We start from the raw sequence: 8,007 nt of genomic DNA on the forward strand, positions 1-8,007 counted from the left end.
ATATGCCAGCGGAAGATAAGCATTGGAGTGACCGGCTGTTTAATACGGTAAACTATTCGTTGTTGACCCTGATATCGCTGATCACAATCATTCCCTTCGTGTATATCGTTTCTGTATCCTTTGCTACTCCGGAGGAAGTGGCTAAAGGCGGCCTGCTCTTATTTCCTTCGGAGTTTACATTAGGTGCATATAAATATATCTTTTCAACCGATACGATGTTTCGAAGCATTCTTATCTCGATTTATGTGACCGTATTCGGAACGTTCATCAATCTAATATTGACCTCATTTACCGCATACCCTTTGGCGAAAGCCACTTTACGGGGGCGCAGGACCATTCTTCTCATGGTTCTGGTTACCATGCTCTTCAGCGGGGGATTGATTCCGACCTATTTTGTAGTCAAGGCCTTCGGCATGATCGATACGTATTGGTCCTTGATGATTCCGACCGCTATCAGCGCATTTAATTTGATCGTGCTCAAAAACTTTTTTCAGCAAATTCCAGACAGCTTGGAAGATTCCGCAAAGATCGACGGCTGCAATGACTTGGGGGTATTGTTCCGTATCGTTCTGCCGTTATCCATGCCGGCGATGGCTACATTCGGACTTTTCTATGCCGTAGGACATTGGAATTCATTCTTTAATGCGGTGATGTATATTAACGATGCTGAGAAATTTCCGGTTCAGGTTATTTTGAGACAAATTGTATTGCTATCTCAAGATCAAATCGGAGATACTACGTCACAGCAAGATCCAACCGATTATTTACCGCAGACGATCCGAATGGCTTCCATTATAGTCGCGACTGTCCCGATCGTGCTCGTATACCCATTCTTACAAAAGCATTTTGCCAAGGGTGTGCTATTAGGATCGGTAAAAGGATAACTTTTTTTCGAAATATAGGAAAGTATAAGTTGGAACTTTATACTCAGCCTATATTTCACAGCGAAACGAGCTTTACCGCCAAAGGACGGCGACAGCCGTTTACGCTTGAAGGGTATTATTGTATATAATAAAATTCAGGAGGATTATCGTATGAAAAGAAAGCGCTTCATTATTCTTATAGTTTCATTGCTGACGATTGCGGGCGGTTTATCGGGGTGTGCAGACGGGAAAGATTCGCAAACTGCGAAGCAGGAGGAAAATGCGCCGTTAGAAGTTACGATCGCTACGCCACAAGTTGGAGAGACCCCGAAAAAAGACAGCGAAGTGGAGCTGGCTATAGAGAAATATACGAATTCAAAAATCGATATTCAATGGATTCCTTCCGCTGCTTTTGAAGATAAGAAAAATATTATGATCGCCTCCAGCGAAATGCCCAAAGCATTTAAAATAACGTTGAATGCCACCACGCTTAGCGCAATTCAATCCGGCTTGTTTTGGGAGATCGGCCCTTTCTTGAAGGATTATAAAAACTTATCGGCTGTCAACGCGTTGTATTACGAAAATATAAAGGTAAATGAAAAGCTTTATGGATTGCCCTTGTACCGGGACTTCGGCCGCGCAGGGATCACTTACCGGAAGGATTGGTTTGACGAACTTGGTCTGAAGCCTCCGGTAACCTTGGATGATTGGTATAACATTATGAAGACTCTCGCAGAGAAGGATCCTGATAAGAATGGTCAGAAAGATACGTACGGCATGTTTCTTGACAAGTCCTACAACGATCCGGTTGCCAGCAGCTCCTCTCTGACCAGGCTCGCGGTTTCTCAGGGAGCGCCGAATAAATGGGGCGTAGAAGACGGTACGCTGGTACCTGAATTTATGACCAAGCCGTACCTGGATTCCATGAAGCTGCTTCGCAGGCTATATCAGGAAAATTTAATCAATCAGGACTTTTCTGTTGTTCAGACAGCTGATGCCGATAATAAATGGAATGCAGGCAAGCTGGGGATTCGTATCAATACGGTGGCCTCGGCAGCTGCGACTTCTCAAATCAACCTAAATAAGGCTGTACCAAATGGTGTAGTTGATATTGTGCCTTATATGGGACCATCGGGCAATCGTGTACCGGCTGAACCCGGCAATAATGGCTTTTTCGTCTTCCCGAAATCGAGTGTAAAGTCAGAAGCAGAACTAAAGCAGCTGCTGGGCTTCTTCGATAAGCTGCTGGATCCGGAGATGTCGACACTTCTGACTAGAGGGGTTGAAGGCAAGCATTTCACTAAGACATCTGACGGAATAGCACAGTTTAAAGATTTGTCCCTATTTAATCTTGAGGTTAAACCTTATCGTGACAGTCTGCCTTCGTTTGAGGTGACCGGTACGGGTCTGCCTCTTGAATTATCTGACTTGCAGGCGAAGGGATGGAAGGTCGTTGCCGACAATCTGGAAAATGCGGTGCCTAATGCAGCATTAACGTTGAACTCCAAAACTTATTTGGAAAAGGGCGGTGAGCTGAACACGTTAATTCGTGATGCTCAAACCAAGTTTATTATGGGGAAAATAGATGAGGCAGAGTGGCAAGCGGAAGTGGATAAATGGAAAGAAGCCGGCGGCGAGAAGGTGATTGAAGAATATTCGGCCGAGTATGCGAAGCAGAAGTAGTAAGTCGTTCATACTGGAACATGCTTATGCAACGGTATCGTGGATTTCTCTGATATAATGGTAATGCCGAAGCCTTGTATGCGAAGGAAGGAGAGGTTTCCATTGCCTAAATACTTATATCGGCTGCTCGTCTTCTCTCTTCTGCTCAGTGTAGCTTCTGTTGCTTCCATTGGAGTCATTTCCTACTATATTGCCTCAAAGGATATTAGGAAGAAGGTTAATGAGGGAAACGTACAGATTCTACTGCAAAACCAGATGAGAATAGAGCAGATTTTAATAAATGTGGAAATGGCAGCTGTGCAGTACATCAATTCATCGTTGGCAAGCGACTTTCTATACGATGATTTACAGAATGATGATTTCCAAACGATCAACAATCTCTCCAAAGGCTTGTATAATCTTCATTCTATTGAGGGTGTGGCCGATACGAAGTTAATAAACTTGGAGCACGATTGGATGATGAGCAATCTCGGCTTTACGACAGCAGAAGATTTTGCGAATCGGGATTTGCTGAGCGAATATGCCAAGCGTCCGCAAAATTTATTTTGGTTAGCTAATATCGAACGTTTCTCACAGGAAAATAATATTCGGATGGTCATCAAGCTTCCAATGATCACCTCTGCGACTGTGCCTAAAGCGCTGCTGATTATTGATATGTCGCAAGATGCATTATTGAGCAATTTGGCGCAAAACACCCAATTAGGAAGCATTTATGTACTCAATCGAGATCGGGAGCCGTTCTTATCCAGCTCCGGCACCGCTTTGGTCCAGCCTTCCATTCTGCAAAAGATGCAAGCGGCGGTGGACCAAACGGGGGCTTTTGAAACCGACGCTATGGCGGTCAACTATAGAGTTTCCTCCTATAACGGCTGGTCCTATGTTTCTATCGTTTCTATGGAAGCGATTACAAAGGATTCTAAGAAAATTGCTTTCATTACCTTAAACGCTTGTGTCATTATTTTAATTCTAATCGCATTCGCCGCTTTCTACGGAACCTTCCGCATGTATAGGCCAATCCGCCGGCTGTTTACGATGTTGGAACAGTTCGGAGGAGAGTCTATAGGGTTCAAAAAGCGGGATGAATTCGCACTGATCGAGGAACGATTTTCTTCATTGTTTAGTACGGGAAAGGAGATGCAGCAGCAGTTGAAGGCTCAGCGCGGACAGGTTAAAGAATTTTTTCTGTTGAAATTAATTATGGGACAGGTGACAGAAAGCGAATTCTCCTATAAGTATGAGACCTATGGCTTCGGGGAAAAGGGGAAGGCGCTCGGAGTGCTCGCCCTGCAGATCGATTCTCTAGAGGACACCCGATATTTGGATAGCGAAAAGGAGCTGCTGTTATTCGCGATCAATAATGTCGTAGGGGAGCTAATTCCTAGCGATTGTATCTTGGGTACTTTGCTGCAGGATCAATCTCAGGTCACACTGCTGCTGGGAGATTCGGAGGATCCGGATGAGCTGAAGGGCTACTTCTATCGAATGGCGGAGCTTATTGCGTCGAAGGTGCATGAGCTGCTTCAGCTAAAAATCAGTATTGGCATCAGTCGGCCGTTTCATCGGTACACGGACGCTATGGACGCTTACTCAGAGGCATTAGAGGCGCTTAAACGCAGAATCAGCCTTGGCAATGAGCTCATTTTGAACTATGAAGATATCGAAACGCTCAACCGTAATTATGTTCAGCCCGCCGCCTCTTGGAGCCACTTTGAAGAATGTATGCTTGGTGGGCTTAAAACAGGTGATGCCGCCTCGGCTTATGAGTATTTTAACCAGTATGCGTCGGCGATTTTGGTAAAAAATGTATCATTTAATGATTTTCAAACCCTTATGCTCCAATTAATTACGAAAATCTATCGGCTTGTTCAGCAGCAAGGCGGAACACTGGACGGGCTGGTTGGCACCAAATCCGTCATGATCCGATTTATGAAATTGAATACGGCCGAGGAGATTACGGCATGGTTCAAGACGGAGTTGATCCCGCCCACGCTAGCTTTCCTGCAGGGGCGCATCGATTCGCAATATATCAATATCGCCCACCAAATGGTAGAGCTGATTCAAGACAAATACGATCAGGATATTACGCTGGAAATGTGCGCTGAACAATTCCGGTTTCATCCTGTCTACTTAAGCCGAGTGTTCAAGAAAGAGATCGGAATGACGTTTATCGATTATTTGACGAACTATCGAATGAATATGGCCAAACTTTGGCTAAGGGACAGCAATATGAAGATTACGGAAATCGCGGAGCGTCTGAGCTATACAAACTCCACCGGGTTTATCCGAACGTTCCGCAAAGCTGCAGGGATGACACCGGGCCAGTACAGGGAATCCCATTCGAGATCGTTATAACTGCATTCTGGCGGCTGATCATAATTACATGACCTATCGCGGAGGTGCCTCTATTGACCTATGAATTGGTAGATAGACTGAAAGAACAATATATGTCGAGCGAGAAATGGTTTTCGGTAAGGTGGCATTATATTGAGGGCTGTATTTTAAAGGCGTATTTGGACAGCTATGAGCAAACCGGTTGCGAAACGGAGTACAACTTTGTGAAAGGCTTTATGGATCAGCTATTTGATTCCAACGGCGATATCCATGAAATTCAAATCAGCAGCTATAATATCGATCAATTCAGGATGGCTGTTATTTTATTTCCTCTGTTTCAAAGAGAGCAGGAACCCAAATATAAAAGAGTAATGGATTTGCTGTATCAACAGCTGGCATCTTATCCGAGAACGAAGGCCGGGTCGTTCTGGCATAAAGAAAACTATCCCTATCAAGTTTGGCTCGATGGATTGTATATGGGGCAGCCGTTCTATGTCCAGTACGTGAAGCAGTTCGCAGAGCGAAAGGATTATTCCGATACGATTCAACAGTTCCAAAATGTCCGCCAATATGTATATAACGAAGAAAAGCGGTTGTACAGCCATGCTTATGATGAGAGCCGCCATATTTTCTGGTGCGATAAAGCAACAGGACAATCACCGAATGTATGGGGGCGTGCGGTCGGCTGGTTCGCGATGGCGCTGGTGGATGTGCTGGAGCTGCTGGAAGGAGAGCCGGCAGATAGCGGTATCCTCAAAGTCTATATCAAGGAGCTTATAGACGACATACTGCCGTACAGGCATAGTGAGGGCATGTGGTATCAGGTCATGGATAGGCCGGACTATCCGGGCAATTATCTGGAAGCCAGCGGGACGCTGATGTTAGCATATGCCATTTTGAAAGGTGCGAGATTGGGATATGTGCCAGAGGAGTATGCCGTATACGGCATACAGGCGTTTAACGGGACAATCGCTCGTTATTTGAGAGAAGAAGCAGGTGAAGTATTACTGGGCGGGATTTGCCGAAGCGCCGGTCTTGGGAAAAAGCCGGAAACCGGAGAAATTCGAGACGGCAGTCTAGCGTATTATATCTTCTCCGAAGAAGTAGTTGACAATAATGGTCATGGTATGGCGCCTCTGTTCATGACCTACAATGAAATCAAACGGCGCGGCTTATAATAAATAGTTTAATCAAAAAATGAAATAAGTGAAGGAGAATCCATATGGATACAAGCTGGATTGGCGGTGTAATCCCGCCGATTGTTACACCGGTAGATTCAGAGGAATGTGTGGAAGAGCAGGGGCTTCGCCATGTGATTGAGCACGTAATTGCCGGCGGTGTTCACGGGATACTGTCATTAGGCAGCAATGGAGAATTTTATGGATTGGATCATGAGCAGCAAGAGCGCGCCGTCTCCATTACAATTGATCAGATAGCAGGGCGCGTACCGCTCTATATGGGGATTGGAGCTATAACGACCAAAGAATGCGTGAAGCTTGCCAAAATGGGTGAAAGGCTTGGAGCGCAAGCGATAACGATTTTGCCGCCTATGTTTTTAACACCTTCGGAAGAAGAGCTTTATCGTCATTTTGACACGATAGCCGGTTCGACGTCACTGCCTGTTCTGCTCTACAACAATCCGGATCGTGTCGGCAACAATATTTCCGCCAATCTGATCGAAAGACTTGCCGATATTCCGAACATCGCCGGGGTTAAGGACAGCAGCGGAGATTTGACCTTAACCGCGGAGTATATTCGGAGAACAAGGCACAAAGGCTTCCGGGTAATGGCCGGTCGGGATGTCATGATATTGGGCTCATTAGTATACGGCGCAGTGGGATGTGTGGCATCTACCGCGAATATCGTGCCGTCACTCGTCGTTGAGATTTACGATAAATATGCGGCTGGAGATATGCCGGGCGCATTGGAAGCCCAATTTAAGCTGGCTCCGCTTCGAATGGCATTTAATCTTGCAAGCTTCCCGGTCATCACGAAAGAGGCTATGAATCTCATAGGGGTTCCTGTTGGCGGCTCAATTCTTCCAAATACCGCTTGCTCCGATACAAACCGTGATAAGTTGAGGGATATTTTACGGCAAATAGGTGCTCTTAGGGGGTCGCAAAAATGTTGAAAGTTGGATTCATTGGTCTGGGCATTATGGGAAAGCCGATGAGCAAAAATTTACTAAAAGCGGGCTATGAGCTTGTCGTTTTGGCGAAGAACAAAGGCGCTGCCGAGCTGGTAGCCGCTGGAGCCTCGCAGGCTGACACGCCTAAAGAGGTGGCGGAGAAAGCGGATATCGTCATCACGATGCTGCCTAACTCCCCGCAGGTGATGGAAGTTGTCCTGGGATCAAATGGAGTGATAGAAGGGGCTAAACCCGGCTGCGTTGTGGTGGATATGAGCTCCATTGCGCCTCTTGCAAGTCAGGAGATTGCCGGCAAGCTGGCGGAGAAGGGAATCCACATGCTGGATGCCCCCGTAAGCGGAGGTGAACCGAAGGCAATAGAAGGGACGCTTTCCGTCATGGCCGGAGGTAGCGAAGAGGTGTTCCATAAGTGCTGCGATGTAATGATGGCCATGGCAGCCTCCGTTGTAAGGACAGGAGACATTGGCGCTGGAAATGCAGCAAAACTCGCCAATCAGATTATTGTGGCGATTAACATCGCGGCTATGTCGGAAGCACTGGTTTTGGCTGCTAAACTTGGCGTTGAGCCGGAATTAGTGTTTCAGGCGATTCGAGGCGGATTGGCAGGAAGCGCTGTGCTGGATGCGAAGGCTCCCCTTGTTATGGACCGCCATTTCGAGCCTGGCTTTCGAATCGACCTGCATATTAAGGATCTCAGCAATGTGCTGGAAACGTCGCAAGAGGTCGGAGTGCCGCTCCCGTTAACCTCATCGGTCATGAAGATGATGCAGGAGCTTACGGCCAATGATATGGGGGAGTGCGATCATAGCAGCTTAATACGCTACTATGAAAAATTGGCAAAAATTGAAGTGAGCAGGCAGCGGTAGCCGAACCGGAATTATGATATAAGGAGCCATTCCTGTAATGAAGTAATTTGAGCTTTGAGCAAAAAAGCGCCACTTGCTATACTAGGAAGCGTTCCGGACAAGAACAAATCCCGTA

Annotated in this window: 6 protein-coding genes; all 6 read left to right on the forward strand. The window is 46.3% G+C overall.

Annotated elements, in window-relative coordinates; genetic code table 11:
- Positions 1-2: 2 nt before the first annotated feature.
- On the forward strand, positions 3-884 hold the full coding sequence (locus L1N85_RS22385; RefSeq protein ID WP_235241271.1) for a carbohydrate ABC transporter permease: 882 nt from the start codon (positions 3-5) through the stop codon (positions 882-884).
- Positions 885-1,034: 150 nt separating this feature from the next.
- Positions 1,035-2,546 carry an extracellular solute-binding protein gene (locus tag L1N85_RS22390; RefSeq protein WP_235241272.1) on the forward strand — a complete coding sequence of 504 codons (1,512 nt, stop codon included), beginning with the start codon at positions 1,035-1,037 and terminating at the stop codon, positions 2,544-2,546.
- A gap of 102 nt (positions 2,547-2,648) precedes the next feature.
- The gene (locus L1N85_RS22395) at positions 2,649-4,898 is read left to right on the forward strand and encodes a helix-turn-helix domain-containing protein (protein ID WP_235241273.1); all 2,250 of its coding nucleotides are present in this window, start codon (positions 2,649-2,651) and stop codon (positions 4,896-4,898) included.
- 44 nt (positions 4,899-4,942) lie between these two features.
- Positions 4,943-6,055, forward strand: coding sequence for a glycoside hydrolase family 88/105 protein (locus L1N85_RS22400; protein ID WP_235241274.1), 1,113 nt, complete (start codon positions 4,943-4,945; stop codon positions 6,053-6,055).
- Positions 6,056-6,099: 44 nt separating this feature from the next.
- Positions 6,100-7,008, forward strand: a complete 909-nt coding sequence (locus L1N85_RS22405; RefSeq protein ID WP_235241275.1) for a dihydrodipicolinate synthase family protein — start codon at positions 6,100-6,102, stop codon at positions 7,006-7,008.
- Positions 7,002-7,892 (forward strand): 2-hydroxy-3-oxopropionate reductase, encoded by an 891-nt coding sequence (gene garR, locus L1N85_RS22410; RefSeq protein WP_235241276.1) that lies wholly within the window; start codon positions 7,002-7,004, stop codon positions 7,890-7,892. Before L1N85_RS22405 ends, garR begins: the two co-directional genes overlap by 7 nt.
- Positions 7,893-8,007: the final 115 nt, after the last annotated feature.

This window comes from Paenibacillus alkaliterrae, assembly GCF_021532375.1.
Lineage (GTDB): Bacteria > Bacillota > Bacilli > Paenibacillales > Paenibacillaceae > Pristimantibacillus > Pristimantibacillus alkaliterrae.